Annotated in this window: 30 protein-coding genes and 1 pseudogene; 5 read left to right on the top strand and 26 right to left on the bottom strand. The window is 66.6% G+C overall.

Going from position 1 to position 26,863, the window contains the following annotated elements:
* Positions 1-38 precede the first annotated feature (38 nt).
* The 12 genes and pseudogenes from nifS to nifE all read right to left on the bottom strand — a co-directional run bounded on the left by nifS (position 39) and on the right by nifE (position 8,523).
* Complete coding sequence (nifS, locus tag QNI11_RS15215; RefSeq protein ID WP_283980749.1) at positions 39-1,241, bottom strand: cysteine desulfurase NifS; 1,203 nt, start codon at positions 1,239-1,241, stop codon at positions 39-41.
* 12 nt (positions 1,242-1,253) lie between these two features.
* Positions 1,254-1,568 (bottom strand): NifU family protein, encoded by a 315-nt coding sequence (locus QNI11_RS15210; protein WP_283983519.1) that lies wholly within the window; start codon positions 1,566-1,568, stop codon positions 1,254-1,256.
* Between the two features lie 153 nt (positions 1,569-1,721).
* Positions 1,722-2,291, bottom strand: a pseudogene (gene nifU / locus QNI11_RS15205) (Fe-S cluster assembly protein NifU); the annotation flags it as partial.
* 12 nt (positions 2,292-2,303) lie between these two features.
* Positions 2,304-2,624 (bottom strand): iron-sulfur cluster assembly accessory protein, encoded by a 321-nt coding sequence (locus QNI11_RS15200; RefSeq protein ID WP_283980748.1) that lies wholly within the window; start codon positions 2,622-2,624, stop codon positions 2,304-2,306.
* Positions 2,625-2,848: 224 nt separating this feature from the next.
* Entirely contained in the window at positions 2,849-3,295 is a 447-nt protein-coding gene (locus QNI11_RS15195) for a hypothetical protein (protein WP_283980747.1), read from the bottom strand.
* Complete coding sequence (locus QNI11_RS15190; RefSeq protein ID WP_283980746.1) at positions 3,285-3,845, bottom strand: nitrogen fixation protein NifQ; 561 nt, start codon at positions 3,843-3,845, stop codon at positions 3,285-3,287. Before QNI11_RS15190 ends, QNI11_RS15195 begins: the two co-directional genes overlap by 11 nt.
* Complete coding sequence (gene fdxB, locus QNI11_RS15185) at positions 3,829-4,134, bottom strand: ferredoxin III, nif-specific (RefSeq protein ID WP_100929780.1); 306 nt, start codon at positions 4,132-4,134, stop codon at positions 3,829-3,831. Before fdxB ends, QNI11_RS15190 begins: the two co-directional genes overlap by 17 nt.
* Positions 4,131-4,340 (bottom strand): CCE_0567 family metalloprotein, encoded by a 210-nt coding sequence (locus tag QNI11_RS15180; protein ID WP_283980745.1) that lies wholly within the window; start codon positions 4,338-4,340, stop codon positions 4,131-4,133. The genes fdxB and QNI11_RS15180 overlap by 4 nt, the downstream gene beginning before the upstream one ends.
* Before the next feature lie 282 nt (positions 4,341-4,622).
* Positions 4,623-5,096, bottom strand: coding sequence for a NifX-associated nitrogen fixation protein (locus tag QNI11_RS15175; RefSeq protein ID WP_100929783.1), 474 nt, complete (start codon positions 5,094-5,096; stop codon positions 4,623-4,625).
* Positions 5,096-5,590, bottom strand: a complete 495-nt coding sequence (gene nifX, locus QNI11_RS15170) for a nitrogen fixation protein NifX (RefSeq protein ID WP_283980743.1) — start codon at positions 5,588-5,590, stop codon at positions 5,096-5,098. The genes QNI11_RS15175 and nifX overlap by 1 nt, the downstream gene beginning before the upstream one ends.
* The gene (gene nifN / locus QNI11_RS15165) at positions 5,565-6,950 is read right to left on the bottom strand and encodes a nitrogenase iron-molybdenum cofactor biosynthesis protein NifN (RefSeq protein ID WP_283980742.1); all 1,386 of its coding nucleotides are present in this window, start codon (positions 6,948-6,950) and stop codon (positions 5,565-5,567) included. Before nifN ends, nifX begins: the two co-directional genes overlap by 26 nt.
* Before the next feature lies 1 nt (position 6,951).
* A complete protein-coding gene (gene nifE, locus QNI11_RS15160; RefSeq protein WP_283980741.1) occupies positions 6,952-8,523 on the bottom strand; it encodes a nitrogenase iron-molybdenum cofactor biosynthesis protein NifE in 1,572 nt (523 codons plus the stop codon).
* 169 nt (positions 8,524-8,692) lie between these two features.
* Here nifE and QNI11_RS15155 point away from each other — a divergent pair, with 169 nt between their 5' ends.
* Complete coding sequence (locus tag QNI11_RS15155) at positions 8,693-9,025, top strand: antibiotic ABC transporter (protein ID WP_100929787.1); 333 nt, start codon at positions 8,693-8,695, stop codon at positions 9,023-9,025.
* A gap of 118 nt (positions 9,026-9,143) precedes the next feature.
* Here the strand turns inward: QNI11_RS15155 and QNI11_RS15150 are convergent, their stop codons facing one another.
* The 7 genes from QNI11_RS15150 to QNI11_RS15120 are packed head-to-tail and all read right to left on the bottom strand — an operon-like array spanning position 9,144 to position 16,936.
* Positions 9,144-10,289 (bottom strand): iron-containing alcohol dehydrogenase, encoded by a 1,146-nt coding sequence (locus tag QNI11_RS15150; protein WP_100929788.1) that lies wholly within the window; start codon positions 10,287-10,289, stop codon positions 9,144-9,146.
* 58 nt (positions 10,290-10,347) lie between these two features.
* On the bottom strand, positions 10,348-11,733 hold the full coding sequence (locus QNI11_RS15145) for an aldehyde dehydrogenase family protein (protein WP_283980740.1): 1,386 nt from the start codon (positions 11,731-11,733) through the stop codon (positions 10,348-10,350).
* A gap of 46 nt (positions 11,734-11,779) precedes the next feature.
* Positions 11,780-13,141, bottom strand: a complete 1,362-nt coding sequence (locus QNI11_RS15140; protein WP_283980739.1) for a glutamine synthetase family protein — start codon at positions 13,139-13,141, stop codon at positions 11,780-11,782.
* Positions 13,142-13,194: 53 nt separating this feature from the next.
* Complete coding sequence (locus QNI11_RS15135) at positions 13,195-14,235, bottom strand: TRAP transporter substrate-binding protein (RefSeq protein WP_100929791.1); 1,041 nt, start codon at positions 14,233-14,235, stop codon at positions 13,195-13,197.
* A 48-nt stretch (positions 14,236-14,283) separates the two neighbouring features.
* Positions 14,284-15,606 carry a TRAP transporter large permease subunit gene (locus tag QNI11_RS15130; RefSeq protein ID WP_100929792.1) on the bottom strand — a complete coding sequence of 441 codons (1,323 nt, stop codon included), beginning with the start codon at positions 15,604-15,606 and terminating at the stop codon, positions 14,284-14,286.
* Positions 15,606-16,202: a TRAP transporter small permease subunit gene (locus QNI11_RS15125; RefSeq protein WP_283980738.1), complete on the bottom strand. Its 597-nt coding sequence runs from the start codon at positions 16,200-16,202 to the stop codon at positions 15,606-15,608. The genes QNI11_RS15130 and QNI11_RS15125 overlap by 1 nt, the downstream gene beginning before the upstream one ends.
* The gene (locus QNI11_RS15120) at positions 16,187-16,936 is read right to left on the bottom strand and encodes an N-formylglutamate amidohydrolase (protein WP_283980737.1); all 750 of its coding nucleotides are present in this window, start codon (positions 16,934-16,936) and stop codon (positions 16,187-16,189) included. The genes QNI11_RS15125 and QNI11_RS15120 overlap by 16 nt, the downstream gene beginning before the upstream one ends.
* Before the next feature lie 138 nt (positions 16,937-17,074).
* Here QNI11_RS15120 and QNI11_RS15115 point away from each other — a divergent pair, with 138 nt between their 5' ends.
* A complete protein-coding gene (locus QNI11_RS15115) occupies positions 17,075-17,950 on the top strand; it encodes a MurR/RpiR family transcriptional regulator (RefSeq protein WP_100929795.1) in 876 nt (291 codons plus the stop codon).
* A gap of 124 nt (positions 17,951-18,074) precedes the next feature.
* Here QNI11_RS15115 and nifK read toward each other — a convergent pair whose 3' ends face one another.
* The 3 genes from nifK to nifH all read right to left on the bottom strand — a co-directional run bounded on the left by nifK (position 18,075) and on the right by nifH (position 22,309).
* Entirely contained in the window at positions 18,075-19,613 is a 1,539-nt protein-coding gene (gene nifK, locus QNI11_RS15110; RefSeq protein WP_283980736.1) for a nitrogenase molybdenum-iron protein subunit beta, read from the bottom strand.
* Positions 19,614-19,804: 191 nt separating this feature from the next.
* Positions 19,805-21,307 (bottom strand): nitrogenase molybdenum-iron protein alpha chain, encoded by a 1,503-nt coding sequence (gene nifD, locus QNI11_RS15105; RefSeq protein WP_283980735.1) that lies wholly within the window; start codon positions 21,305-21,307, stop codon positions 19,805-19,807.
* A 123-nt stretch (positions 21,308-21,430) separates the two neighbouring features.
* On the bottom strand, positions 21,431-22,309 hold the full coding sequence (gene nifH, locus QNI11_RS15100) for a nitrogenase iron protein (protein WP_100929798.1): 879 nt from the start codon (positions 22,307-22,309) through the stop codon (positions 21,431-21,433).
* 289 nt (positions 22,310-22,598) lie between these two features.
* On the opposite strand from nifH, the gene QNI11_RS15095 reads away from it, so the two are divergent.
* From QNI11_RS15095 to QNI11_RS15085, 3 genes are read left to right on the top strand one after another with little or no spacing between them, the layout of a single operon-like run.
* The gene (locus QNI11_RS15095; RefSeq protein ID WP_283980734.1) at positions 22,599-22,946 is read left to right on the top strand and encodes a helix-turn-helix transcriptional regulator; all 348 of its coding nucleotides are present in this window, start codon (positions 22,599-22,601) and stop codon (positions 22,944-22,946) included.
* The gene (locus tag QNI11_RS15090; RefSeq protein WP_283980733.1) at positions 22,936-23,454 is read left to right on the top strand and encodes an SRPBCC domain-containing protein; all 519 of its coding nucleotides are present in this window, start codon (positions 22,936-22,938) and stop codon (positions 23,452-23,454) included. Before QNI11_RS15095 ends, QNI11_RS15090 begins: the two co-directional genes overlap by 11 nt.
* Complete coding sequence (locus QNI11_RS15085; RefSeq protein ID WP_283980732.1) at positions 23,451-23,867, top strand: SRPBCC family protein; 417 nt, start codon at positions 23,451-23,453, stop codon at positions 23,865-23,867. Before QNI11_RS15090 ends, QNI11_RS15085 begins: the two co-directional genes overlap by 4 nt.
* Before the next feature lie 334 nt (positions 23,868-24,201).
* Here the strand turns inward: QNI11_RS15085 and QNI11_RS15080 are convergent, their stop codons facing one another.
* The 4 genes from QNI11_RS15080 to QNI11_RS15065 form a co-directional block, all read right to left on the bottom strand.
* Positions 24,202-24,744 (bottom strand): peroxiredoxin, encoded by a 543-nt coding sequence (locus tag QNI11_RS15080; RefSeq protein WP_100931004.1) that lies wholly within the window; start codon positions 24,742-24,744, stop codon positions 24,202-24,204.
* Positions 24,745-24,893: 149 nt separating this feature from the next.
* Positions 24,894-25,265 carry a 2Fe-2S iron-sulfur cluster binding domain-containing protein gene (locus QNI11_RS15075; RefSeq protein WP_100929802.1) on the bottom strand — a complete coding sequence of 124 codons (372 nt, stop codon included), beginning with the start codon at positions 25,263-25,265 and terminating at the stop codon, positions 24,894-24,896.
* A 70-nt stretch (positions 25,266-25,335) separates the two neighbouring features.
* Positions 25,336-26,412: an FAD:protein FMN transferase gene (locus QNI11_RS15070; protein WP_283980731.1), complete on the bottom strand. Its 1,077-nt coding sequence runs from the start codon at positions 26,410-26,412 to the stop codon at positions 25,336-25,338.
* The gene (locus QNI11_RS15065; protein ID WP_100929804.1) at positions 26,412-26,861 is read right to left on the bottom strand and encodes a SoxR reducing system RseC family protein; all 450 of its coding nucleotides are present in this window, start codon (positions 26,859-26,861) and stop codon (positions 26,412-26,414) included. Before QNI11_RS15065 ends, QNI11_RS15070 begins: the two co-directional genes overlap by 1 nt.
* Positions 26,862-26,863: the final 2 nt, after the last annotated feature.

Here is a 26,863-nt window from a genome sequence, read left to right as displayed (position 1 = left end):
TCCCCTTGACGGTGTTTGCTGCACGAAATCGGGCGGTCTCAGGCGTATTCCGGCTGGAAGCCGTCCGGTTGCGCACCGTCCCCGGACCAGAACGGAGACATGGCGCGCAGGCCGGCGATGATGCCGGGCATGACCTCCAGCACGTAGTCGATCTCTTTTTCGGTTGTTTCTCTCGATAGGGAGAAACGGATCGCGCCGTGGGCCGCGGTGAAGGGGATGTTCATGGCGCGCAGGACGTGGCTCGGTTCCAGCGAACCGGAGGTGCAGGCCGACCCCGACGATGCCGCGATCCCGGCGGCGTTCAGCTTCAGCAGGATCGCCTCGCCCTCGATGTACTCGAAGGCCACGGTGGCGGTGTTGGGCAGGCGGTCGTGCGGGTCGCCGGTCAGGAAGCAATGGCCGATACTGCCGATCAGGCCGTTGGCCAGCCTGTCGCGCAGCGTTGTCATGCGGGCCATGTCCTCTGCCATGGTCGACATGACCATCCCGGCGGCGCGACCGAGGCCGATGATCGCCGGGGCGTTCTCCGTTCCGGCACGGCGCCCGCGCTCCTGGTGGCCGCCGCGCAGCAGCGGGCGAAAGCGGGTGCCCTTGCGCAGGTAGAGCGCGCCCAGCCCCTTCGGCCCGTGCAGCTTGTGCGAGGACAGGGAGAGCATGTCGATCTCGGTGTTCCTGAGGTCCATCGGAACCTTGCCCACCGCCTGCACCGCGTCGGTGTGGAAGAGCGCGCCGTGTTCGTGCGCCATCTCCGCGAGCCCGTCGACCGGAAAGATCGTGCCCGTTTCGTTGTTGGCCCACATGAAGGAGACCAGCGCCACCTTGTCGGAAAGCGCGGCGCGGTAGGCGTCGAGGTCGAGCCGCCCCAGACCGTCGACCGGAATGCGGTGCACCACCACGCCCTCGTGTTTCTCCAGCCAGTCGCACAGCGACAGGATGGCGGGGTGTTCGACGGCAGAGGTGACGATCTCGTTCCGGCCCGGCATCACCTGAAGGGCAGACCGGATCGCGGTGTTGTTCGATTCAGTGCCGCCGGAGGTGAAGATGATCTCGTGGTCGAACTCGGCCCCGATCAGGGCCTGCAGCGACCGCCGGGCCTGCCGGAGCGCGCCGCCGACTTCCGCCCCGAAGGCATGGATCGAGGATGCATTGCCGAACTGCTCCGAGAAGTAGGGCAGCATGGCCTCGACCACTTCGGGGAAGACGCGGGTGGTGGCATTGTTGTCGAGATAGATGGGGGGCATCCTTGCGTCTCCTTACGTCTTCGCCACGGGCATGACGCGCACGGGGCGGCCAAGCGCGTCGCTGATCTTTTTCTGGATTCCGCCGAGCGTCTGGGCGGCCAGCTGGCAGCCGGAACAGGCGCCGGTCAGATGGACGAGCACGAGGCTGCCTTCCATGTCGACAAGCTCCACGTCGCCGCCGTCGCGGCGGAAGACCGGGCGCAGCTCTTCGATGATGCGGGCGGCGGCGATGGCCTCCTTCGCCGGGCTCAGGGCGGCCGGGGCGGCGGGCGCCGGGGCTGCGGGAGCGGCGGGTTTCTCCGCCACGGCCAGGCCACCCTCGGGCATCGCGATCTGCACTGGGGCCGAGGGCTTGGCCGGGGGCATGGGCGCGGGCGCCATGTCGGGGATGACAAAGCCCTGCGCCTTCTTCTTCACCGGCTTCGGGGCCGAGCCGAAGACATGGGCCTCGTCCGCGCGCAGGGCGCCTTCGGCGACCATTGCGGCGTTCACGTCGGCCAGCAGCTCCTCGAGCGGTTCGCGGCAGGAGTTACAGCCGCCGCCGGCCTTGGTGTAGAAGGTCACCATCTCCAGCGTCGTCAGCTTGTTGCCGCGAATGGCGCGTTCGATCATCCCGGCGTCGACGCCGAAGCACTTGCAGATCAGCGCGCCTTCCTCGTGGTCGTCCTCGTCCACCTCTTCCCCGGTGTAGGCGGCGACGGCGGCCTGCAACGCTTCCTGCCCCATGACGGAACAGTGCATCTTCTCCGGCGGCAGCCCGTCGAGGAAATCGGCGATATCCTGGTTGGTCAGGGTCTTCGCCTCGGCGATGGTCTTGCCGATGATCAGCTCGGTCAGGGCCGAGGACGAGGCGATGGCCGACCCGCAACCAAAGGTCTGGAAGCGGGCGTCCTCGATCACGTCGGTCTCAGGGTTGACCTTCAGCATCAGCTTCAGGGCGTCACCGCAGGACAGGCTGCCCACTTCGCCGACCGCATTGGCATCGGCGAGCGCGCCCGCGTTCCTCGGGTTGAAGAAATAGTCCTTCACCTTATCGGAGTAATCCCACATTGGCCGCGCTCCTCAGCAGAAGGACTTGCCGCAGCCGCAGGAGCTGGAGGCGTTGGGGTTGTCGAAGACGAAGCCGGAGCCTTCCAGCCCGGTCACGAAGTCGATGGTGGTGCCGCTCAGGTGCGGCTGGCTTTCGGGGTCGATCAGCACGGTGACCTCGCCCGCGGTGACGATGGCGTCGTCCGGCTGGGCGGTCAGTTCCAGTGCCATGCCGTATTTCATGCCGGCGCAGCCGCCGCCCTGCACCATGACGCGCAGCCCGGCGACGGGCTGGCCAGCGCCGTCGATGGCCGTCTTGATGGCGCTGCGGGCGGGTTCGGTGATCTCGATCATTGTGCCTTCTCCTGTCCGGTCTGTCGGTTGGTCCTGCGGTTGTTAGAGCAAGGGCCGTGCCATCCGGTCTTTCCCCGGGTTTTCAGCGGCTTGCCCGCCATTGTCGGGAACGGACAAAACCGATTGGACGGAAGCCGACAGTCGGTTGGCATGTTCTTCGCACTGTCAGGTTCGGGGGAGAGCGGGGGACCGAAGGCGCCGCGCCGGTGACCGTGCAGGGCGCGTCAGTCCTCGCCCGCGGCCTCCAGATGCCGCAGCAGCCACGCCCCGCCGAAGCGATCCGTCGGGTCGAGCCGTGCGGCGTGACCCAGTACCGCGCGCGCCTCGTCCAGCGCGCCCAGCCGGGCAGCGCAATAGCCCTGCGCGATCAGCGCCTGCATGTAGAGGCCCGGGGCGAACTCCATCGCGCTGAAGGCGGCGTCGCCGGGCCGCACCGCCCGCCAGTCGGTGGCGATGTTGAGTTGCCGGGCGGCATGGGCGACCAGCACCCCGGCATGGGCGCGGGCCTGCGCGTAATCGTGGGCATAGAAGGCAAAGCGGTAGGCCGCCAGCCGCACCTCCGGATCGTGCGGCGCGGCCTTCAGCGCCCGGTCGATGGCGGCGGCGCTCTCCACCGGTCCTGTCCGGGCCGCCTCGGCCCCGGCCAGCAGGTCCGCCGCATCAATCGGCAAAGCAGTCCGCCCGTTCGTCGCAGTCGTCGCAGGTGGGCGAGAGGCACAGCGCGAACCCGGTGTCGGAACAGATCTGCCGGTAGAAGAACTTCTTCCAGCGCATGTTCTGCGCGTTGGCGGCCTTCAGCCCCGGCAGGTGCCGCGCGATCAGCTCCGAAAGCGCGTCACGCGAGACGAGGCCGAGGTCTTCCCAGAGATGCCGTCCTTCCATCGCGCGCCGCGCGAGGATCTGCGCCAGCCAGCGGACCTCCGGCGACGTGGTCCGTGCGCGCCACAGGATCAGCGTCGCGATGGCCTGCTGGTCGGCAGGGCGGTCGGGGGCAGGCAGGTCGAGGTCGGGCAGGGCTGTGCCGGGCGCCCAGGTGTCGCGCAGCGCGGCGAGGTCGGCCCCCGACAGCCCCAGCCGTTCGGTCAGAGGACCGAGCCCGGCCTCCCGCTCTGCCAGCGCCCGGTCGAGGATGCAGGCCATGTCGGAAATGGTCGGCATCGCCGCGGCGAGGTGGCCCACCGGGGCCCCGCCCGTGGTGGAGGGTTCAGTCCAGTGCCGCATGGGTCTGGCAGTCGGAAGGGCAGACGCGTGCACAGGCGCCGCAGCCGATGCAGTTGTCCGGCCCGATCATGTGCATCACCGACTTCACGATCTCGTCCTCGACGTCGTCGTATTCGTCGGTGCCGGGGCGGACGAGGGTGCCGTCCTCCGTCAGGCCGTGCAGGGTCATCACGTCCCGCCCGCAGACCTTGAAACAGCGCCCGCAGCCGATGCACTTGGCCGGGTCGATGGACATGAGGAACTCCGGCACGTAGGCCGCGCCGCCCCGGGTGTAGGCCACGACGCTCATGCCCCGGCCTCCGCCTGCTTCGCTGCCTTGAGATCCCTGCGGGCGGCAGCCAGTTCGCGGAACACCTCGTAGGTCTCCTGTGCCACCTCGGGTATCTTCTCCCAGTCGGTGGGCAGTTCTTCAGAGAGGTCGTGCAGGTTCATCTTGGCGTCGGTGGAGCGCATCGACAGCCTCTTCACCTTCTTTTCAAGCTCTTCGACAGTCATGGCGGGGTCCTTTCGTCAGCATCCGCGCAGGTGGCGCGAGAGGGGCGTGCGTCCCCGCGGCCGCGCCAGCACGACCGGAGGCGCAGGTTTCGCGGCGCAGGCGCAGGCGGTCCTTGCGGCCTGCAAGGGGCAGAGCGGCCTGATCTGCACGTAGGGGCTGCAGAAGCGCGGCGCGGTCTCCGCCTCCTTCGGGGCGGCCGGACAGGGGGCCTTCGCCGCCGCGCGCGGCCTCAGCCACGTCAAGGGCGTGAACCGCTCGGGAAGACGCGGCAGCTCCATCGCTCAGGCCTTCGCGGCGTCGGGATAGGCCTCGATGGTCTCGACGGCCTTCGCCACCATCTGCTCGCCGGCCTCGGCAAGCGCCTCCCACGAGAGAAAGCCGAAACGGTGGATGTCGCGCAGGTGCTTCGACACCACCACCAGCTTGCCCGCGAGCAGCACGATCCGGCCAAAGCCTTCGTGGCTCATCTTCTGCATCTGCGAGGCCATGCAGCCGGTCCGTTTCTCGATCAGCAGGCCCACGGCGTCGTAGAACTTCGTCACGCGCCACATCACGTCCGGGTCCGGATCGCCGATGATCGGGATCTCGCGGCGTTCCTCCCGGGTGACGATGAACTCTGCCATGATGTCGGCATCGGTCTTGTCGTCCCACTGGCCATAGCTGTCCTCGGCGCGGATCACCGCGGCAAGCTGGCTGAGGAAGGGGCTGTCGACCATCGCGCCACCGCGCTCGGCCTCAAGGGTCTCGGTGGTCATCAGACGGTCTCCTCTGTCTCGTATTCGTCCATGAAATCGGGCTTGTCCTCGGTCCCGAGGATCTTGCGCAGGAAGGGCGGGGGCGTGCCGTTCAGCATCACCTTGACCTGCTCCAGCACCGCCTCGATCGGCTCCGGGTCCTTGCGCTTGATCGGGTGGATGCCCGCGCGCACGATCTTCGCCGCCGAGGGGCCGCCGATGGCCAACGCGAACAACAGGGCGCAGCCCTTCAGCGCCTCCACCTTCGGGGTGATCTTGTCGTCCTGGTCGTCGTGCCTGCCTTTCTGCTTCGTGACGTTGTCGAAGGAATGCGCCGCCACGAAACGGTGGCCGGTCTTCCAGACGTCGTAGACGGCGAAGGTCTTCGCCGAACCGAAATGGGCACCGAGGTACGCCATGTCGTTGGTGGCGATGGCGATGCGCAGGGGCGTCTCGCCCGGGGCCGGTTCGCTGGCCGGTCCGGTGGTGTCAATGACGCGCAGCGTGCGGGACATGCTCGAACTCCTCTGGGATGGGCGCGGCGCCGAAATCCTCGGGGCGCGCGCGGTGGTGGATGGACTGGACGGTGTTCGCGATCTCGTAGAGGAAGGCGCGGCTGCCCCGGTAGCCGACCCGGCAGACGTCCTGCGCGCCGATGCGGTCGAAGACCGGGAACCCAACGCGCACGAGGGGGATGTGCAGGGCGTGTTCGACGTGGCGGCCGTGGCTGTGGGTCAGCAGCAGCTGGGCGCCGCCCGCCTGTGCCGCGCGCTGAAGGTCGCCCAGATCGCCGAGGATGACCTCCCCGGACGGGATGCGGTCGACGAGGGGCGTGTGCTGCGTCGTGGTGACGGCGGCGACCACCTCTGCCCCCATCGAGGCCAAAGCGTTCGAGAGGGAGAACAGCAGGTCCGGGTCGGCGCCGATGGCCACGCGCAGCCCGCCGGTGTGGAAATGCGCGTCGAGCGCCGCGTCGATCAGCCGGGCCCTGTCCCGCCGGATCGACGGGGGCGGGTCCTGCACGCCCGCAAGCCCCATCAGCGTGCGCACGAAGGCATCGACCAGCTTCAGCCCGGTGACCGACTGGAAGACGCGGAAGGGCGCGAGGGTGCGATCCTCCAGCATCTGCGCGGCCCTGCGCATGCTCTCTCCCACCGCGAGGGTAAAGGCGCTCCGGGCGATCCGGCCGATGTCGGCCAGCGGTGTGCCCCCGAGCGAGCAGCCCGACCAGTCGTCCGACACATGCCCGTCGAGCGAGGTCGAGATGTCCGGCAGGACCACGGGCGACAGTCCGAAAGCGCGGATCATCCGCACCAGTTCCTCCACCTCTGCCGGGCTCAGGTGCGACCCGGCCAGCAGCGTCACCTGCCGCATGTCCACGTCGCGCTCTGTCACGCGGGGCACCAGCGCCCCGACGATGGCCTCCACCGCCTTCGCCCAGCCGTCCTGCAGCGCCCCGTCGAAGTCGGGGGTGGAGGCATAGACCACCGCCGTGTCGGCAAAATCCGTGCGCCGCGACAGGATCTCCCTCAACTCGCCCGGCACGTCCTCGCCCCGGGTTTCCGTCAGCGCGGTGGAGGCGATGCCGATGAAGGAGGGCGCGGCCTTCCTGCGCAGGTTCTCTATGGCCTCCTCGATCTGATCCGCACCGCCGAGGATGGTCGACACCTCGTTCATCGCGGTGGTCTGAAGCGGCACGGCCTCCTTGAAGTGCCGCACGAGGTGGACCATCGCGAAGGCCGTGCAGCCCTGCGAGCCGTAGAACAGCGGGATCGCCCGCTCGATCCCGAGGTAGGCCATGGCCGCCCCCAGCGGTGCGGAGCTTTTCAGCGGCATGGTCGACAGGGCGCGTTTCGGGTGGATGAGCTTCGCCATCTCAGCAATCCTCGAAATCGGTGGGGCTGGAGGCGAAGTCCGTGACCGCTGGGCCGCCCGCGGCCGGCGGGGATGCAAACGGCGGCAGCGGGGGCACCAGGGTCACGGGTCTCGACGGACCGGCGGGAATGCCGGTCACGGGGCAGGGGCCTGCGGGCGCGGGCAGCGTGCGCCCGGCGGTCAGCGGCAGGTCCCAGGGCGCGGGCTCCCTCAGTTCGGCCCACATGGGGTTGTTCACCGCGCGGTCGATGGCGCGGACAAGATCCTCCATCCCCATGTAGCCGGCATAGGGTTCGTGCTTTTCCTGGTTCACGTCGACCCAGGGCATCCTGGCCTTCAGGGCCACGAACTGCGACCGCCCGCCCGACATCAGGATGTCGGCGCCCGCGTCCTTCAGCAGGCGGTACATGTCCTTCGGCGCCATGTTGTCGAACATGTGCTTGTCGTCGCCCATGATCTCGACGACGCGGCCCTTGTCATCCTCCGTGGCCTTGCGGACGGAGGTGCCGATGACCTCCATTCCCAGCTCCTGGAGTGCCGCGACCACCGACCACGACTTGTGCCCGCCGGTGTAAAGCAGCACCTTCCGGCCCTCGACGCGCGGGCGGTAGGGGGCGAGTCTCGCCCGGATGGCCGCCTCCTCCTCGGCGATCAGCGCCTCGCAACGGTCCCGCAGGCCGGGGTCCGCGCCGCGCTCCACCAGTATCCGGCACATCTCCCGAAGCGAATCCGAGGTGTCGGAGATGCCGTAGAACGACCCTTCGAAGTAGGGGATGCCGTAACGTTCCTCGAGCTTGCGGGCGACGTTGATGAGCGCCTTGGAACAGACCATCATCGTGACACGTGCGCGGTGCATCATCGCCACCTGCTTGTAGCGCGCGTCTGCGGCGAGGGAGCCGAGGATGCGTATGCCCAGCCGGTCGAGCAGCGGCTTCACCTGCCACAGTTCGCCCGACAGGTTGTAGTCGCCGACGATGCTGATGTCGCAGGGCGTGGTCTCGGCGGGCTCCATCGTGCCGATCACGTGATCCAGCATCGCCTCGCCCGCCAGCTTGTTGCCGAGGTTTTTCGACCCCACGTAGCCCGGCGCGTTGACCGGAATGCAGGGCACGCCGAATTTCGCCGTCGCCGCCTTGCAGACTGCGTCGATGTCGTCGCCGATCAGCGCGGGCACGCAGGTCGCGTAGACGAAGACCGCCGGAGGGTTCTGGCTTTCGATCGTCTCGCGGATCGCGCGGAACAGCTTCTTCTCGCCGTAGCCCATGACGATATCCAGTTCCGTCATGTCGGTGGTCAGGCCGATCCGGTAAAGTTCGGACCCCGACGAGGCCGCGCCGCGGTTGTCCCAGCCGTTGCCCTCGCAGGCGAGGGGCGCATGCACCAGGTGCGCCACGTCGACGATGGGTTGCAGGACGATCTTCGCTCCGTCGAAGGCGCAGCCACCGGCGGCCGCGCCGGGCGTCAGCGGCTTGGCGCAGCCCTTCTTGCGCTGCTGCTCCGACTTGGAAACGTTGGTCCCGCAGGCCGGTTCGTCGAACACGTCCGCGATCCTGGATTTCAGTGCATCGGTCATGGCGCATCCCCTCTGCTTCGGGGAATCCCAAGCACGCGGTGTGCCAAGTGCCCCGCGCGCTGCCGCCTGGCACGTCACCCGACAAAATAAGCCGGCGAAAGATGACAATGTCGGGGAACTGACAGGCCGCGCCCGGGGTTTCCCAATGCAACGACAGGAGTGTCGAGAAATGTATCCAGACATGATGAAAGCCGCCGTCGAGTGGCAGCGGGCCACGCTGGCGGGGGCGCGGGTGATGATCTCGGCCGGGACGGTGATCCAGGTGCGGGTCGCGCAGATGGCGATGGGCACGATGAAGCCGGTCGAAGCCACGCGCATGGTGTTCGAGAAGCCCTCGGCCTTCATGCGCGCCACCGAGGCCGCGATGCGCGCCGCGGCGGGGCAGAAGGGCTATGGCGCGGTGATGGAAGCGGCCCTCGCCCCGATCGAGGCCAGCGCCGGGGCGAACGCCCGCCGCCTGTCGCCCAAGACGCTCACCAAGGGCAAGCGCCGCCGGTCCTGATCCGTCAGGTCGCGCAAAGGCAATCGCAAAGGAAGAGGCCGCGGCACGATCCGTGCCACGGCCTCCGGGGAATGTGACCGGCGGGCGGGCTGCCGGGCACAGACGTCTCTCGCAGGCGTCAGAGCGCCGTGCGGAACAGCTCTTCGAGGTTTGCCTCGGTCAGTTCAACAGGGTTGCCGCCGCAGGACGGGTCGGTGATCGCACCCTTCACCAGCGCCGGAATCGCGTCTTCCGTCACGCCCAGGTCCGACAGGCGGCGCGGGATGCCGAGGCTGTCGTTCAGCTCCTGCACGAAGGCGCGGAACCCGTCAAAGCCGCCCTCGATCCCCAGATAGGCCGAGGCCATGTCGAACCGCTCGCGGATCGCACCGGCGTTGAAGTCCAGCACCGACGGCATGCAGACCGCGTTGGTCGTGCCGTGGTGGGTGTTGAAATGCGCGCCGATGGGGTGGCTCATGGCGTGGATCGCGCCGAGACCCTTCTGGAAGGCCGTCGCCCCCATCATGGCCGCCGACATCATCTGCGCCCGCGCCTCGAGGTCCTGGCCGTTCTGGTAGGCGCGCGGCAGGTAGTCCTTCACCAGCCGCATGCCCTCCAGAGCGATGCCCTGGCTCATCGGGTGGTAGAACGGGGAGGAGAACGCCTCCACGCAATGTGCAAACGCATCAAGGCCCGTCCCGGCGGTGATCATCGCGGGCATGCCCATGGTCAGCTCCGGATCGCAGATCACCACGGTCGGCAGCACCTTCGGGTGGAAGATGATCTTCTTCTCGTGCGTCTCGGAATTGGTGATGACGCTGGCGCGCCCCACTTCCGATCCGGTCCCGGCGGTGGTCGGCACGGCGACTATGGGCGCGATGGCCGCGGCGTCTGCGCGGGTCCACCAGTCGCCGATGTCCTCGAAATCCCACACCGGGCGCGTCTGCCCGGCCATGAAGGCCACCATCTTGCCGAGGTCGAGACCGGAGCCGCCGCCGAAGGCGATCACGCCGTCATGGCCGCCGTCGCGGTAGACCTTCACCCCGGCCTCGAGGTTCTTTTCGTTGGGGTTGGGGTCGACCTCCGCGAACAGCGCGCGGCCCAGGCCCGCCTGTTCCAGAACGTCGAGCGTCTGCGCCGTGATCGGCAGGTCGGCCAGCCCGCGGTCGGTGACCAGCAGGGGGCGGGTGATGCCCGCCTGCGCGCAGGCGCCGGGCAGTTCGCTGATGCGGCCTGCGCCGAACTTGATGGCGGTCGGGTAGGACCAGTTTCCGGTGAGACTCATGTGGTCACCTTCTCGATATATGCGTTGTTCAGGGGGGCGGCCAAAAGGCGCGCCGATGTCATGCGGTGCCGAGCCGCTTCAGGTGGTAGGACTTCGGCCGGGTCAGGTTGTGGTAGCCGATCACCGACAGGCCGCCGCCGCGCCCGGTCTGCTTGCAGCCGGTCCAGCACAGGCCGGGGTCGAGGTAGTCGGCGCGGTTCAGGAACACCGTCCCGGTCTCGATCCGGTCGCCAACCCGCTCGGCCCGCTCCAGATCGGAGGTCCAGAGCGAGGCGGTCAGCCCGAAGTCGCTGTCGTTCATCAGGCGGATGGCTTCCTCGTCGTCCTTCACCTTCATGATGCCGACCACGGGGCCAAAGCTCTCGTCCCGCATCACCCGCATGTCGTGGGTCACGTTCGTCAGGATCTGCGGCGTCAGGTAGGCGGCGCCGTCGTCCTCCGCGAAGGTGTCGATATGGGCCACGGCCCCGGCGTCCAGCGCCTCGGCGATCTGGGCGCGCACCTCGGCGGCAAAGCGGACGTTGGCCATCGGGCCGATGGTCGTCTCCTTGTCGAGCGGATTGCCCAGCTTGTAGCCCTTCACCACCGCCACGGCCTTCTCGACGAAGGCATCGAACAGCGACTCGTGGACGTAGATCCGTTCGATCCCGCAGCAGCACTGGCCGGAGTTGAACATCGCCCCGTCGATCAGCGTGTCGACGGCCGCGTCCAGATCCGCGTCCTCCATGACATAGCCCGGGTCCTTGCCGCCCAGCTCCAGCCCGGTGCCGGTGAAGGTGCCCGCCGCCGCGCGCTCCATCGCCTTGCCGCCGCCGACGGAGCCGGTGAAGTTCACGAAGTCGAAGGCATTGGCCGCGATCAGGTCGGACGTGGTGTCATGATCGAGGAAGACGTTCTGGAACACCTCTTCCGGCACGCCCGCCGCGTGGAAGGCCTTTGCCATGCGCTCGCCCACCAGCAGGGTCTGGGTGGCGTGTTTCAGGATCACCGAGTTGCCCGCGATCAGCGCAGGCGCGACGGTGTTGATCGCCGTCATGTAGGGGTAGTTCCACGGCGCCACGACGAAGACGAGCCCCAGCGGCACACGCTTGATATAGCGCTTGAAGGTCGCGTCCTCGCCGACCTCGATGGGCGCCAGCGCGGTCTCCGCGATACTGGCCATGTAAGAGGCGCGCTCGTTGAAGCCGCCGAACTCCCCGCCGAAGCGGACCGGGCGGCCCATCATGTGCGCCAGTTCCGGCACGATCTCGTCGTTCATCTCGCCCACGGCGGCGACACCGGCCATCACGAGACGGGTGCGCTCCTCAAGGGGGCGCGCCGCCCATGCGGCCTGCGCCGCACGGCCCTTGGCCGCCACGGACTTCGCCTCGTCCAGCGACAGCACCGGACGTTCCGCAAAGACGCTGCCGTCGATGGGCGAGATACATTTCAGGGTATTTGTCATTCCATCCTCTGGATCAGTTCGGAGGTCCCGGGGCGGGTCCGCCCGGTCACGACATCTCGAATCCGCGCGCGATCTCGTAGTCGGTCACGACGCGATTGAAATCCTCGATCTCCACTTCCGCCGCGCGGGCGTAGTGGATCACGACCTTGTCGCCGAAGGCCTCGCGCAGCATCTCCGACTGCAGCAGCTCGCGCCGCGCGTCCCGCAACGTGCCGGGCAGGCGCGAGGCGTTGCCGGAATAGGCGTCGCCGGTGTAGGCGGGTTCCAGTTCCAGCTTGTCCTCGATGCCCCTCAGGCCCGCCGCGAGCAGCGCCGCCATGGCGAGGTAGGGGTTCAGGTCCGACCCGCCGACGCGGCATTCGATGCGCACGCCCTTGGTCCCTTCGCCGCACAGGCGGAAGCCCGCGGTGCGGTTGTCGATGGACCAGATCACCCGCGTGGGGGCGAAGGTGCCGACCTGGAAGCGCTTGTAGCTGTTGATGTAGGGGGCGAGGAAATAGGTCACGTCGGGCGCGTACTTCAGCAGCCCCGCGACGTAGTGCTTCATCAGCCCCGACATGCCGAGGCTGTCCGCCTCGTCGAAGAAGGCCGGGGTGTTCCCCTCCCACAACGACATGTGGACGTGGCTGGACGAGCCGACCTTGTCCTCGTGCCACTTGGCGATGAAGCTCGCCGCGTGGCCCTGCTGATGGGCGATCTCCTTGATCGCGTGCTTGGCGATGGTGTGGTACTCCGCCGTGTCGAGCGCGGGGGCGTACTTGATGTTCAGCTCTTCCTGCCCGGTCTCCGCCTCGCCCTTGGAATTCTCGATCGGGATGCCCGCCGCCCACAGGTGGTTCCGCACGGGGCGCAGCACGTGCTCCTCCCGCGTGGTGAGCATGATGTTGTAATCCTCGTTGTAGCCCGACAGCGTCTCCAGCGCGCGGAAGCCCGACTTGCGGATCTCCGGGTAGGACTTCTCGAAGAGGAAGAACTCCAGCTCGGTCGCCATCATCGGGGTGAAGCCCATGGCCTCCGCCCGTTTGACCTGTGCCTTCAGCATGGCGCGCGGGGTGTGGGGCACCTCCTCGTGGGAGTGGTGGTCGAGAATGTCGCACATCACCATCACCGTGCCTTCGAGCCAGGGCATCGGGCGCAGCGTCGAGAGGTCCGGCTTCATGACGTAGTCGCCATAGCCCTTCTCCCACGAGGTCGACTCGTAGCCTTCGGGGGTGGCCATCATGATGTCGGTGGCAAAGAGGTAGTTGCAGCAGTGCGTCTCTTCCCAGGCCGAGGCGACGAAGTGCCCGGCGTGGAAGCGTTTGCCCATCAGGCGGCCCTGCATGTCGACCGCGCACACCAGCACGGTGTCCACGAGGCCGCCGTCGACCTGTGCCTTGAGTTCATCGAAAGAGATAGGGCCGGGCATGTAGTCGTCCTTTCAGAGGCGCCCCGGCACGCATGCGCGCCGGGGCAGGGGTGTCACACGTTGTAACGGTACGGACGGCCCGCCTTGGCCATGTCCGCGTTGTACTTCTTGAAGATCTCCACGACCTTCGCCTTGGTCTCCGACTCCGCCGCGATCTCGTCCCAGAACTTCTGGGCGGCCTGCTCGACCTGGTCCCATTCCGCATCGGGGATGGAGGTCAGCTGCATCTTCTCGCCGTGGACGCGCAGGGACGCTTCGCCGCCCCAGTACCACCACTGGCGGTAGTAGTGCGACTGCTCCATGCAGGTGGTCAACAGGAGCTTCAGGTCCTCGGGCAGTTCTTCCCAGCGGCCCATGTTCGCGAAGAAGTGGCCGATCCACGCGCCCGAGATGTTGTTGGTCAGGAAGTAGTTGGTCACGTCGGCCCAGCCCACCGTGTAGTCCTCGGTGATGCCCGACCACGCGATGCCGTCCAGCTCGCCGGTCTGCACCGCGACCTCGATGTCCTCCCACGGCAGGGTCACCGGCACGACGCCGAACTGCGACAGGAAGCGGCCCGCGGTCGGGAAGGTGAAGACGCGCTTGCCCTCGAGGTCGGCAAGGCTGTTGATCGGGTCCTTGGTGGCAAAGTGGCAGGGGTCCCAGGACCCGGCCGAGATGTGCTTGACCCCGACCTTGGCGTATTCTTCCTTCCAGATCTCGTCGAGCCCGTACTGGTTGAACAGCACCGGCACGTCGAGCGAGTAGCGCGACCCGAAGGGGAAGTAGCCGCCGAAGACCGTGACCTCGGTCGGCGAGGCCATGGAATCGTCGTCGGACTGCACCGCGTCGATGGTGCCGCGCTGCAGGGCGCGGAACAGCTCGCCCGTGGGCACAAGCTGGTCGGCAAAGTACAGCTCGATCTGCATCCGGTCGCCGGCGATCTTGTTGAAGGTGTCGATCGCGGGCTTGACCACGTGCTCGGCCAGCGCGGCACCGGCGTAGGTCTGCATCCGCCAGGTGATGGTGGACTGCGCCAGCGCGGGCGCGGCCAGCGGTGCGGCGGCAACGCCGACACCTGCGGTCTTCAGGAACTTTCTGCGTGAGGTCGTCATATCCAGTCTCCTTGTTGAAATGCGTCCCCTGTACGGGGCTTCTGAGGGTTATTTTCCGTAAACCAGGTCCGGCAGCCAGAGCGCGATCTGCGGGAAGGCCATCACCAGCGCCAGTGCACAGACCATGACCAGCGCGAAGGGAATGATCGAGCGGTAGATGTCGGTCAGCCCGATTTCCGGCGGCGCCATGGCCCGCATCAGGAACAGGTTATAGCCGAAGGGCGGGGTCATGTAGGCGATCTGCGTGGTGATCGTGTAAAGCACGCCGTACCAGATCAGGTCGAACCCCAGTTCGCCCACCAACGGCACGTAAAGCGGCGCGACGATCACCAGCATTGCCGTGTCGTCGAGGAAGGTGCCCATCACGATGAACGACAGTTGCATCAGAATCAGGATCATCCAGGGGGAAAGGCCAAGCTGCTCGGTGAACAGGTTCTCGATGGCGCGCACCGCGCCCAGCCCGTCGAAGATCGCGCCGAAGCCGAGTGCGGCGAGGATGATCCACATGAACATGCAGGAAATCGCCAGCGTCTGCCGGACGGAGGTCTCGAACACCTCGCGGGTCATCCGCCGCTTCAGCACCGCCGCGACGAAGGCCGCAAGCGCCCCGATGGCCGAGCTTTCCACCAGCGAGGTCCAGCCCTTCACGAAGGGGAACATCATCACGAAGAAGATCACCAGCGGCAGGATGCCGGCCCGCAGCAGGCGCAGCTTCTCGGACATCGGCACGTCGCGCTCTTCCTTCGGCAGCACCGGGCCAAGCTCCGGCTGCAGGCGGCAGCGCACGTAGATGTAGATGATGAACAGCGTCGCCATCATCAGCCCCGGCATCACCCCCGCCAGCCAGAGCTGGCCCACCGGCTGCCGCGCGATCATCGCGTACAGCACCAGCACGACGGAGGGCGGCACGAGGATGCCGAGGCTCGATCCGGCCTGGATGACACCCGTCACCATGATCTTGTCGTAGCCCCGGCGCAGCAGTTCCGGCAGCGCGATGGTGGCGCCGATGGCCATGCCCGCGACGCTGAGGCCGTTCATGGCCGAGATCAGAACCATCAGGCCGATCGTGCCGATCGCGAGGCCGCCGCGAACCGGCCCCATCCAGACGTGGAACATTTTATACAAATCGTCTGCGATCTTCGATTCCGACAGCACGTAGCCCATGAAGATGAACATCGGCAGGGTCAGCAGCGGATACCACTTCATCAGCTTCATCGCGGCGGCAAAGGGCACGTCGACGCCCCCGGTGCCCCACAGCAGCAGCCCCGCCAGCGCACCCACGAAACCGATGGCGCCGAACACGCGCTGGCCGGTCATCAGCATCAGCATCATGCCGGCGAACATGGTGATCGCGATCATTTCATAGGACATCAGATCTCTACCCCGCGGATGCGGCCGATGTCCTTGATCAGCTCTGCAAGTGTCTGGAGAATCATAAGGAAGATGCCGAAGGCCAGCACCAGCTTGATCGGCCACAGCATCGGGCGCCACGCGGTCGAGGACCGTTCGAGAAAGCCCAGCTTTTCCGCCGCGCCGTCGATCCCGCCGGTGAGGAGCGCGCCGAAGAATTCCGCGAAGTAATCAAGCGGCTGCATCCCGAAGTAGCCCATGGAATAGGCCAGCGATCCCAGCGCGCCATAAAGCAGCACACCGAGGTAGAACATCAGGAACAGCACGGTGAAGGCGTCGACCCAGGCCTTTTGCCTCACCGTCCAGTTGCCGTAGAACAGGTCCATGCGCACGTTCGATCCAAGCTGGATCGAGTAGGGCCCGCCGAGGATGTAGTAGGCCACCATGACGAACTGCGCCGTCTCCAGCGTCCAGAGCGAGGGCAGGAAGGCCACCTTCGACACCGAGGACCACAGCAGCACGCCGATCAGCGCAAAGATCAGGTACATGGCGACCCGGCCGATGGCGCGGTTCATCGCCTCGACGGCGCGGACAAAACCGATCAGGACGCGGGGCATGTGGCCTCCAGCGCCGGGGTCAGCATCGCCATGAGGTCGCGCGCCACGGCCCGGATGTCCTCCGGCGTGGTCAGCAGGTCGTTGCGCACCTCGATCATCACGTTGGGCAGGCCGCGGGGCAGGGCGTGCGCCTTAAGGGTATGGGTCACGCCGTCCTCCGGACCGTAGGGGCGGTTGCGGTGCACCACGCGGCCCTCGGGCGCATGCGCCAGCATCAGGTCCACCAGCCGCGCATCGCTGTCGTGCAGGAGGCCGATCTCCGTGTCGCGCGGCGCACCGTGAAAGACCGGGGTGAAGCTGTGCACCGTCACCACCGCGCGCGCCGCGTCGAGCCGGGCTTCGACGGCGGCGCGGAACGGGCGATAGACCGTCTCCACCCGCTCGGCCTTCTGCACATCGGTCAGACCGGCATTGCCCGGCACGTCGAATACCTCCGACCGCGCGGGCATGGCGCCCGGCGCCTCCGGCGGGCGGTTGCAGTCGTAGACCAGCCGCGACACCGTCCCCGCCACCAGCGGCGAATCGAGCTGGGCGGACAGCAGCGCCGCCAGGTCGCGCGCGCCCGGGTCCCAGGCCGCATGGCTGACCCGCGCCTCCGCCGTCAGGCCAAGGTCCCCGAACCGTGCCGGTATGGCCGCCGACGCATGCTCGCAGATCAGCAGGACGCCGCCGCGCCCCGCCCCGTTCACCACCTCGACCACGTTCAGACGGTCTTCGCCCGGTCCTTCGGACATCCTTTTCTCCCCTCTTTGAAGAAAACTCTCCACATCCGCGCAGCTTGTGTCAATATTTCTTCAAGGGCGGGCCGGGGATTTCCGGCGCGCCCCGCCACCGCAGCCCAATGCTGAAGCACACGCCCGGGGGGACCGACCTTGACGCAGCCCAACGCCACCGTCCGCGACCTGATCCGGGAGCATTACACCAGCCTGACCGCCTCCGAACGCAAGGCCGCGAACGCGCTTCTGGAAAACTATCCGGCGGCGGGGCTCGCCTCGATCACCATCGTCGCGGCGGAAACCGGCACCTCCACCCCCACCATCGCCCGCATGGTGCAGAAACTGGGCTTCAAGGGCTTCCCGCAGTTCCACCAGGCCCTGCTGAAGGAGCTGCAGGCCAAGGTCTCCGGCCCCACCGAACGCCGCGCCAACTGGGCGGCGGAGGCGCCGGAATCGCACCTCCTCAACCGCTTCGCCAAGGCGGTGACGCAGAATATCCAGACAACCTTCTCCAACCTCTCCTCCGACAGCTTCGACGCCGCCGCCCACCTGCTCGCCGACAGCGGCCACACGCTGTTCATCGTCGGCGGCCGGATCACCCATGCGCTGGCCGACTACGCCTTCACCCACCTGCAGGCGGTGCGCCCGAAGGTGATCCACCTCACCTCCGCCTCGGCCAACTGGCCGCACTACCTGCTCGACATGGAAGAGGGCGACACGCTCCTGATGTTCGACATACGGCGCTACGAGTCGAACCTCCTGCGCCTCGCCGAACTGGCGCGCGCCAAGGGCGTGAACGTCGTCCTGCTCACCGACCAGTGGTCGAGCCCGATCGCCGACCTCGCCACGCAAAGCTTCAACTGCTGGGTGGAAATCCCCTCCGCCTGGGATTCCAACATCTCCACCATGATGCTGCTGGAGGCGCTGATCGCCGCCGCGCAGGAGGAACGCTGGCCCGCCACCCGCGACCGCTTCGACCGGCTCGACAGCCTCTTCGAGCAGACGCGCCTGTTCCGCAAACCGGGCGGCTGACCCGCTTCATCCCGGCGCAAATGCCAAGGAGGTGCCGGCCGCTCCCGGCGAACTCCGCCACAATGGAAGCAACGAAAAACCGGCGGGGCTGCGCCCGCCGGTCCTTTGCTGCACGATATGCGTCTTAGCGGGTCAGGTCGTAAGAATAGTCCGTCTCGCCCGGCACGATGGTGTCGTCGTCGAGTTTGTCGAAGATCGTGTCGAGAAGCTTCACCAGCACCGTCAGCGCGCCCTGGTAGCCCATGGTCGGGAAACGGTGGTGGTGGTGACGGTCGAAGATCGGGAAGGCCAGCCGGACCAGCGGCGTGCCGGTGTCCCGTTCGAGGTACTTGCCGTAGGAGTTGCCGATCAGCAGGTCGACCGGCTCGGTGTTCAGGAAGGACCGCATGTGCCACAGGTCCTTGCCTGCCCAGACCTGCCCCTGTTTGCCGAAGGGGGACGAGGCCAGCAGGGCCTCCATCTTCTTGGCCCACTTCTTGCCGCCGTTGGTGGCAAGGCAGTGCACCGGCTCGCCGCCCAGTTCCATCACGAAGCGGGTCATGCCGTAGACGAAGTCCGGATCGCCGTAGATCGCGAAGGTCTTGCCATGCAGCCAGGCCTGGCTGTCGGCGATGGCGTCGATCAGGCGCCCGCGTTCCATGCGGATCGCCTCCGGGATGTCCTTGCCGGTCAGCTCCTTGACCTTCATCAGGAACTCGTCGGTGCCCTGCACGCCCATCGGGTAGTTCAGCGCCACCGTCTGCTGGCCCTTCGCCGCAACGTATTCCAGCGTCTTCGGCGTGCAGTATTCCTGCATCGACACCGTGGCCTTGGCGTTCAATGCCGCCTTCACGTCCTCGAGCTTCGTGCCGCCGTCATACATGCGGAACGCGCCATCCGACGGCGTGTCATAGACGTCCGAGACATCCGACAGGAAGGTGAAGTCGACACCCATCGCCTCCAGCAGCTTGCGGATCTCGCGGTTGTTGGCCACGGCGAAGCCGTCGAAACCGGGGATCACGTTGATCCGGTCGGCCTCGACGCGGGTCCCGTCTTCCCAGAAGTGCTGCAGGATGCCTTTCTGCGCATTGTCATAGCCGTCCACGTGGGAGCCCACGAAGGCCGGCGTATGGGCGAAGGGCACGTCGAAGTCGTCCGGCACCGATCCCTTCTGCTTTGCCTGCTGGATGAAGGAGTTGAGGTCGTCGCCGATCACCTCGGCCATGCAGGTGGTCGAGACGGCGATCATCTTCGGATCGTACAGCGCCTTGGTGTTGGCAAGCCCGTCGACCATGTTGGTCAGCCCGCCGAAGACCGCCGCGTCCTCGGTCATCGAGGAGGACACGCAGGAGGACGGCTCCTTGAAGTGACGGCTCAGGTGCGAGCGGTAGTAGGCGACGCAGCCCTGCGAGCCGTGCACGAACGGCATGGTCCGCTCGTAGCCCTGGGCGGCAAAGACGGCGCCCAGCGGCTGGCAGGCCTTCGCGGGGTTCACGGTCAGCGCCTCACGGGCGAGGTTCTTCTCGCGATACTCCCAGGACTTGGTCCAGTCGCCGATTTCCTTGACCATCTCGTCGGGATGGCCGCATTCGAAGTTCACTTTCTTGTTGGCCAGCATCTCCTTGTACTCGGGCTGCTGGAAGAGCGGTGCGTGGTCGAGCACCTTGTCGCCGGACTGGGGCATGGATGTATTCCTTCTGTTGGCCGTCCGCATTCCGAGACGCGCCTGGTGTGGAAGAACAGTTCTGGAGATGGGGAGGGCGGCGTCCGCCCTCCGCGGGGTGGGCCCTCTGGCCCCGCTGTCCGCGCCGCGACCCTCTGTCCGCCGGGCGGGTCATCGACCCACCGCGCCGGTCCGGGCCGCGGCGCCGCCCGTCACTCTGCCGCGATGGCCTGGGCCTCCCACGGTGCGTCGTACATGTTCCAGACCGGCGAGTTGATGGCCATGTCCATGTCGCGCGCGAAGATCGCGAAGCCGTCGTAGCCGTGGTAGGGGCCGGAATAGTCCCACGAGTGCATCTGGCGGAACGGGATGCCCATCTTCTGCACCGGGTACTTCTCCTTGATGCCGGAACCCACGAGGTCGGGGCGGATCTTCTCGATGAACTTCTCCAGCTCGTAGCCGGTCACGTCGTCGTAGATCAGCGTGCCTTCCTTCACGTAGTGGCCGGTGCGCTTGTAGTCGTCGTTGTGGCCGAACTCGTAACCCGTGCCGGCGATCACCATGCCGAGGTCGTCGTATGCGGTGACGACGTGGCGCGGACGCAGGCCGCCGACATAAAGCATGACCGACTTGCCCTCGAGACGCGGGCGGTACTTGGCGATGACCTCGTCCACCAGCGGCTGGTACTTGGCGATGACCTTCTCGGCGTTCTCCTGGATCGTCTCGTCGAAGTTCTTCGCGATAGCGCGGAGCGAGGCGGCGATCTGGGTCGGGCCGAAGAAGTTGTACTCCATCCAGCCGATGCCGTACTTCTCTTCCATGTAGCGGCAGATGTAGTTCATCGACCGGTAGCAGTGGATGAGGTTGAGCCTCGCCTTCGGCGCGCGCTCGATCTCGGCCAGGGTGGCGTCGCCGGACCAGTTGCCGACCACGTTGAGGCCCATCTCTTCCAGCAGGATGCGCGAGGCCCAGGCGTCGCCGCCGATGTTGTAGTCGCCGATGACGTTGACGTCGTAGGGTCCGGGCTCATAGCCCGCACCGGCGCCTTCGCCCTTCTCGAACACCCAGTCGCGCACCGCGTCGTTTGCGATGTGGTGACCCAGCGACTGCGACACGCCGCGGAAACCCTCGCAACGCACCGGCACCATCGTCTTGCCGTGCTCCTTGTGCTTCTGGCGCGCGACGGCCTCGATGTCGTCGCCGATCAGGCCGATGGGACACTCGGACTGGATCGTGGTGCCGTTCGACAGCGGAAACAGCTCTTCGATCTCGTCGATCGTCTTGGCCAGCTTCTTGTCGCCGCCGAAGACGATGTCCTTCTCCTGGAAGTCGGTGGTGAACTGCATCGTCACGAACGAATCCACCCCGGTCTTGCCGATGTAGTAGTTGCGGCGCTGGGACCACGAATACTGCCCGCAGCCGACGGGGCCGTGAGAGATGTGGACCATGTCCTTGACCGGCCCCCAGACCACGCCCTTCGATCCGGCATAGGCACAGCCGCGGATCGTCATGACGCCCGGAACGGACTTGATGTTGGATTTCTGGGTGTCGCACTTCGAGGCGATGCCGGTCGTCGCATCGGGTTCCTCGTCGCTCGCCTTCGACACCGTCAGGTGCTTGGCGCGGCGCTTCTTCGCCTTGTCCGGATAGGCTTCGAGGACTTCCTCGATCATTGCCTCGTAGTCTTCCGGCCCTGTTGCGTGATCCTTGGCCATCCTTTTGGCTCCTCTCACTGATCTTGGGACTGTTCGGGGTGGGCGGGGCAGGGTGGCCCGAAGGCCCACCCTACGTCATGTCGCAAAGGGGCGGCCGCCGTGGCACGCCGCCCCGCGGGGCGCTCAGACCGCCTCGGTGGCGGCGATGGCCGCGAGGCGCTCCTCCTCGGACTGCATGATGCCGAACTCCATCAGCATCTCTTCCAGCTCTTCCATGGTGATCGGAGTCGGGATCACGCCCTTGCCAGAGTTGCCGTGGATCTTGTTGGCAAGCTGGCGGTACTCTTCCGCCTGCTGGCTTTCGGGGGCGTACTGCAGCACCGTCTGGCGGCGCAGCTCGGCGTGCTGCACGATGTTGTCGCGCGGCACGAAGTGGATGAGCTTCGAGCCCAGCTTGGAGGCCATCGCCTCCGCCAGTTCCAGTTCCTTGTCGGTCTGGCGCTCGTTGCAGATCAGGCCGCCGAGGCGCACGCCGCCGGAGTTGGCGTACTTCAGGATGCCCTTGGCGATGTTGTTGGCGGCATAAAGCGCCATCATCTCGCCGGACATGACGATGTAGATTTCCTGTGCCTTGTTCTCGCGGATCGGCATGGCGAAACCGCCGCAGACCACGTCGCCCAGAACGTCGTAGGACACGTAATCCACGTCATCGTAGGCGCCGTTCTCCTCGAGGAAGTTGATAGCGGTGATGACGCCGCGGCCGGCGCAGCCGACGCCCGGCTCGGGACCGCCGGACTCGACGCACTTGATGTCCTTGAAGCCGGTCTTCAGCACGTCTTCCAGCTCGAGATCCTCGACGGAGCCCATCTCGGCCGCGAGGTGCAGCACCGTGTCCTGCGCCTTGGAGTTCAGGATCAGGCGGGTGGAGTCGGCCTTGGGATCGCAGCCGACGATCAGGATCTTCTGTCCGAGTTCCACGAGGGCTGCGAGGGTGTTCTGCGAGGTGGTGGACTTGCCGATCCCCCCCTTGCCGTAAAAGGCAATCTGACGAAGTTCGCTCATGTCGAGTTTCCTTTGGTTGCTAATTCTCAATCGAGGACGAGACGGCGCGCGACCGCGCTCGGGGAAGGATCAGCAGGCTCTGTGCCAAGCCCTTTCAGCCGGGAGTCCATCCGGAAAATCCTTTGGGAACAATCCGCTGTGCAGGGCAGGTGCCCGCGCCCGACAAAGTGTCCGGTTTCACCCGCTGTCGGACAAAAGCCGACAAAGCGGCCCGGCGTGGCCTCGCCGCGCGGTCAGGTTCAGAAGCTTAGGCATTTACCTAACTAAAGAATCGAGGCATGGTAGCGGCATGAAACAGCAACCCGCTCCCCTCGATACGCTTTTCCATGCGCTCTCCGATCCGACCCGGCGCGCCGTGGTGCAAAGGCTGGGCCACGGGGCCGCGACGGTCAGCGAACTGGCCGGTCCTTTCGACATGGCCATGCCATCCTTCCTGCAGCACGTGCGGCTGCTGGAAGACGCGGGCGTGATCCGCACCGAGAAGACCGGACGCGTAAGGACATGCACGCTGGAACCGGAACGACTGGCCCTCATCGAGGATTGGTTCAACGCCCAGCGGGACGTCTGGAAAAGCCGCTACGACAAGCTCGACACCCTGCTGGCGACCCTCACGGAGGAGGACAAGAATGAAACCTGACCTGCGCTTTACTTTTCAGGCGGATATGCCCGCGCACCGCCTGACCATCACGCGCGAGTTCGCGGCACCGAAGGCGCTGGTCTGGCGCTGCCACTCGGAGGCGGACCTTCTCGACCGCTGGTTCGCGCCCGAACCCTTCACCGCGCGCACGAAGTCCATGGATTTCTCCGATGGCGGGCACTGGCACTTCGCCATGGTCGACCCGGACGGCGCGGAATACTGGAACCGCTTCGACTACATCCGCATCGAGGCGCAGGACCGCTACACCTCCCGCGACGCCTTTTCCGACGCGGACGGTGCGGTGAACCCCGACATGCCGGCCTCCGACTGGGAGGTGCGCTTCACCGGCGAGGGCGACCGCACCACCGTCAGAACGGTCATCGCCTACGCCTCCGAAAAGGATCTGCAGACGGTGATCGACATGGGGATGGAGGCGGGCATGGCCAATTCGCTCACCCGCCTCGACACCCTGCTCGACGACCTCACGACCGAAAGGACCCCGACATGAGCTTTGAGAAAGTCACCATCTCCGCGCAGGTGGACGCGCCGCCCGAGACCGTCTGGACCGCCTGGACCACGCCGGACCACATCACCCGGTGGAACTTTGCCAGCGACGACTGGTGCTGCCCCTCGGCTTCCGTCGACCTGCGGCCCGGCGGCGCCTACCGCAGCCGGATGGAGGCGAAGGACGGCTCCTTCGGCTTCGATTTCACGGCCAGCTACCAAGAGGTCGTGCCGCAGGAGAAAGCCAGTTTCCTGATGGACGACGGACGGCTGGCAGAGACGACCTTCACCCCGGTCGACGGCGGCACGCAGGTGGTCACCGTCTTCGACGCGGAAACGCAGCACTCCGTCGAGATGCAGCGCGAGGGCTGGCAGGCGATCCTGAACAACTTCAAGGCCCACGCCGAAAGCCTCTGAGCCGGGGGCGGCATGAAAAAAATGCCTGCGGTTCACGGAAACGTGATCCGCCCCCGGCGCCGGTTTCGGGCCTTTCCGGCGGGAAGGGGCCGCAATGGACCGATCCGGGGCGAAACGCCCGATTCGCCCACGCCGCGCTGCGGCAGGAAAGGTTAACAACCGGCCGGTTCAGGGTATCGAACCGGCCGGGACTCACCATAACAAACGGTTAACGCGGCGTGTTTAACGGGGCGGCCGCTGCGTTGATGACAGGGCTTTGGGGCCGGTTGTCTCGCGTACGCAGCAAAAAGCCCCGCCGGTCGGGCGGGGCTTTGTCTTTGCCTCGGAAAGGCGCTTATTCCGCGGCCACGGCCTGCGTCAGGTGGGCCATCAGGTTCTCCGGCGAGGAGACGCCGTAGGGGTCGTCCGGGCAGTTGTCCATCAGGCCCGGCTCTTCGAACCATGCCTCAACCACGCCGTCGTTGACGATGGCCGCATAACGCCAGGACCGTGCGCCGAAGCCCAGGTTGTCCTTGTGCACCAGCATGCCCATCCGGCGCGTGAACTCGCCCGAACCGTCGGGGATAACCTTCACGTTCTCAATGCCTTGCGCCTTGGCCCACTGGTTCATGACAAAGCTGTCGTTGACCGAAAGGCAGTAGATCGCGTCGATCCCCTGCTCCTGGAAGGCGGCAAAGTTGTCCTCGAATCCCGGCAGCTGGTAGGTGGAGCACGTGGGCGTGAAGGCGCCCGGCAGGGAGAACAGGATCACCCGCTTGCCGCCGAAGTAGTCGGCGGTGGTCATGTCCTGCCAGCGGAAGGGGTTCGGGCCCTCGATGCTGTCGTCGCGCACGCGGGTGCGGAAGGTCACGTCGGGCAGTCTGGTTCCGGTCTTCATCATCTGTCTCCTGTCGCTGATGGGAGGTTTGGCCCTTGGGTGTCCTCTGTGCTGCGCCGCGTCAATCGTTGCGGGGCGCATGGCTGGTATGTCCCTCAAGCAATTGTATCGTCTGCTGAAAATTCGCGCCGCACTGCGGCGGCGTGCCTTCAGAAAGAGCCGCCGGGTGTGCCGGGGAAACGGACCGTCACGTTCTCGTCCCGGGCGATGAACTGGCAGGCCAGCCGGAACCGCGGCGGCACGTCGTTGACTTCCGCATTCGCGATCTCCGCATCGGTGATCTTCTGCAGTTCCTTCAGGCGGGCCTTTTCCTTTTCGGTCAGCGCCATGCTCATCGCCGGTTTGGCATCCAGCGAGGTGACCTCGATCAGGCAGGACCCGCAGTTGCCGTCGCCGCAGTCGAAGGGGATCGGAATGGCGTTGTCCCTCGCCACGGCGAGAATGGTTTTCGTATTGCCTGCAACGGCATAGACGGTCTTGTCCCGGTGCATGATGGGGGACTGGAAGGTGATATTGGCCATGTCGGGCCCTTTCTGGATGAAGTGGTTTGGACGGTGTGAAGGTCGTGGCAGGAAGTCTCGTGTCCGGGGTTCAGCAGTCGGGCGGGACGGGGTCGGGCAGGGTCACGATGTCCGGGGCAGGGGTGCCGCCGATCATCTCCAGCCGTGCGCCCATGGCGGGCGTCGCAAGCATCGAGCCGTCGTCAGCGATCATCAGCACCGCCGTGACGCCCATGTCCGCCGCCACCTGTGGCCAGTCCTTGCGCCCTGCGACCGACAGCGCGGTGGCTGCCGCATCGGCCCGCGTGCCGTTGTCGTCGAGCACCGAAACCGACACGACGTTTCGCACGGGCCACCCGTCGCGCGGATCGACAATATGCGCGAACCGCGTGCCGTCGTGTTCGAAAAAGCGTTCGTAATTACCTGATGTATATAGGGTTTCCCCGGGCCGGAGTGAGACGGCGGCAACGGCGCCCCATTGGAACGGATCGCGGATCGCCACGCGCCAGGGGTGGTCTCCGTGGGTGCCGATCACGTTCACGTCGCCGCCGGAATTGAGCACCGCATTCTCCACGCCCATCGCCCTCAGACGGGCCGCCGAAAGGTCCATCGCGGCCCCCTTGGCGTATCCTCCGAGGTCGAGCTGCACGGCCCGGTTGGCCGAGGACACGCGCCGACCGTCAATCGTCAGGTCCGCCATGCGCGGCTGCGCACGCACCAGCGCGTCCACCTGTGCCAGGTCGGGCAGCCCGTCCTCCGGCGGTGTGTCGGAATGGAATCCCCATAGGGCGATCAGCCGCCCGATTGCCGGATCGAATGTGCCGTGGCTGAGGCACGACAACTCCGATCCCTCCCTCAGCACATCTGCCAATCTGTCCCCGACCTCGGCGGTGCGCCCCTCTGCCAATGCCGCGTTCAAGGTGCCAAGGGCGCCCGGCTGCCATGCGTGCCACTCGGCGTGCATCTTCCGAAGGTCGTGTGACAGGGTCGAAAAGGCGCTCTCTGCGGTCTGGTGATCGACGCCGTAAAGCACGATTTCCACAAGTGTGCCAAAGACATAGAGCGTCGTGCGCGCCTCGCTCTCCGGTTCTGCGGCGCGCAGGGTGCCGAAGAGGGCCAGCGCGCTCAGCAAGGCGAGCCCCGGCAGGGAGAGGCGCGGCCCGCGCATCAGTTTCGAACCGCCGGGATCACGCGTTCGATGCGGATGTCATCCGTCAGGCGCCCCGTCCGTTCCGCTCGCCAGAGCGGCAGGAAGGAGACCGCCAGCACCGGGACCGCCAGCAGGGCCATCGGTCCGTCCGAAAGCCCCAGTGCCGAGAAAACCGCCACCGCAAGGACGAGAACGGCGGGCGGCAACAGGTAGGCCAGCCCCGCCGCGCCGAGGAAGGTCCCGGCGGGCATGGACACCACGACATCGTCCCCCGGTGCCACTTGGGCGTGGCTGTCCAGCTCCAGCCGCAGAAGGTCATCGCCCGCCATCTCTGCCAGCGCCCCGGCACCGCAATCGGCGCGAGCGGCGCAGGTGGTGCAGGCGGTCAGGCGCTTGGCTTCAAGCGCCACGCGTCCTTCCCCGACAGATGCCACCCGCAGGGTCCGGCGTATCATCCGGTCGTCCATGA

Origin of the sequence: Sagittula sp. MA-2 (genome assembly GCF_030126985.1) — a bacterium.
Taxonomy (GTDB): Bacteria; Pseudomonadota; Alphaproteobacteria; order Rhodobacterales; family Rhodobacteraceae; genus Sagittula.
This window is presented reverse-complemented; position numbering and strand designations above follow the sequence as displayed.